The sequence below is a fragment of the Nocardia sp. NPDC019395 genome (assembly GCF_040632335.1).
In the GTDB taxonomy this organism is placed as follows: Bacteria; Actinomycetota; Actinomycetes; order Mycobacteriales; family Mycobacteriaceae; genus Nocardia.
Window position 1 is genome coordinate 1 of the sequence record NZ_JBEYBT010000044.1, and the last position, 1,911, is coordinate 1,911.

Here is a 1,911-nt window from a genome sequence, read left to right on the forward strand (position 1 = left end):
GCGACCAGAGCGAAGGAGCGCAGCGACCGATCGCCGGGAGTGAAGAACGAGACCAAGGGGGCCCCGAACCCGCGACGCCGCAGGCGGCGCCAAAAAACACAGAACCTTAACGGACGGCCCCCTACCCACCTTCGCGAACCAGCCCTACCTCCAACACCTCACAGATCCAACGCAAACACCGAACTTCGCACCCACACCCACACGCCGGCATACACCCCGGAGGCCAGCACCCACACCCGGACACCCACTTACACCGCGGGCCCCGGAGCAACCGCCCCAGGGCCCGCGACAAACCTTGTATCTACATCACAACGGAATGTTCTTGTGATGACTGGCCCGCGACGGAACAGCCGCCAGAGCCGCCGCGATAACCCCCCGCGTCTTCGCCGGTTCGATCACCTCATCGACGACACCGATCGCGAGCGCACGTTCCACCCCACCCGCGATCGCCTCGTGCTCCGCCGTGAGCCGCTCGTGGAGCGCCTCCCGCTCCTCTTCCGGCGCCGCCGCCAGCGCCTTCTTGTGCAGAATCCCCACCGCCGCTTTCGCCCCCATCACCGCGACCTCCGACCCCGGCCACGCGTAGACCGCGGTAGCGCCCAGCGACCGGGCGTTCATCGCGATATAGGCCCCACCGTAGATCTTGCGCGTGACCAGCGTGACCCGCGGTACCCGCGCCTCGGCGAAGGCGTGCAGCAGTTTCGCACCACGCCGCACCACCCCGTCCCATTCCTGGCCCACCCCCGGCAGATAGCCGGGAACGTCCGTGATCACAACCAGCGGTATGCCGAAGGCATCGCACAGCCGGACGAACCGGGCCGCCTTCTCCGCGCTCTTGGAGTCCAGGCAGCCGCCCAGCCGCAGCGGGTTGTTGGCCAGCACGCCGACGGTGCGGCCACCCAGCCGGCCCAGGCCGGTGACCATGGACCGGGCGTAGCCGCCCTGCAGTTCTTCGAAGCTGGATTCCCCGTCGACATTGTCGAGCAGTTCGTGCACCAGCGGTTTTACGTCGTACGCGCGTTTGGCCGATTCCGGCAGCAGAGCTCGCAGATCGACATCGCCGTGTTCGGCGGCCACCAGGTCGAATTCACCTTGTTCGGCGAACATCGACACCAGGCGGCGCGCCCGGTGCACGGCGTCGGCTTCGTCGTCGGCGACGATATGAGTGACACCCGATTTCTTACCGTGGGTTTCCGGCCCACCGAGGGTGACCATATCCACCTGCTCGCCCGTGACACTGCGAACCACATCGGGGCCGGTGACGAAAACCCGCCCCTCGGGCGCCATGATCACGATATCGGTGAGCGCGGGCCCGTAGGCGGCGCCACCGGCGGCGAAGCCGAGGACCACCGAGATCTGCGGTACCTGGCCGGATGCCCGGACCATTGCCTCGAATACCTGGCCGACAGCGTGCAGCGCCTCGACCCCTTCGGCGAGGCGGGCACCGCCGGAATGCCACAGGCCGACCACCGGAACACCGGAGTCGATCGCGGTATCGATAGCGCCGACGATGTGCTTGCAGCCCTCGACACCCATGGCGCCGCCCATAACGGTGGCATCCGAGCAGTAGGCGACGGTCCGGACACCGTCCACTTCGCCGATCGCGGCCAGCACGCCCGACTTGTCCCGCGGATGCAGCGGCAGCACGGTCCCGGGATCGAAGAAGCGTTGCAGCCGCCCGAGCGGATCACGCGGGTCTGTCGCGGTCTCCTGGTGGCGGGCCGGGGCCATGATTGTCATCGCGTTCTCTCCTCGATGATGCGTGGCCGAGGCACGGGCCACGGGTGTCGAAAGCCCGCGCGGGGGCCGCCGGGATCGCCGGCGGCCCCCCCCCAGGGGCGGGGGAATATTGGGGGCGGGCGGTCGGGAGTTAGGCCCGCCCCAAGGCGAGCGCCCCAGTGTGCCCACCCA

Annotated in this window: 1 protein-coding gene; it reads right to left on the reverse strand. The window is 68.6% G+C overall.

The annotated features are described in order from the left end of the window. Window positions 1–306: 306 nt before the first annotated feature. Window positions 307–1,740 carry a carboxyl transferase domain-containing protein gene (locus ABZ827_RS31280; protein ID WP_357244705.1) on the reverse strand — a complete coding sequence of 478 codons (1,434 nt, stop codon included), beginning with the start codon at window positions 1,738–1,740 and terminating at the stop codon, window positions 307–309. Window positions 1,741–1,911 lie beyond the last annotated feature (171 nt).

Excerpts from the sequence above, each read along its gene's own strand:
- ABZ827_RS31280 (WP_357244705.1), bottom strand. The coding sequence starts at position 1,740 with ATGACAATCATGGCCCCGGCCCGCCACCAGGAGACCGCGACAGACCCG.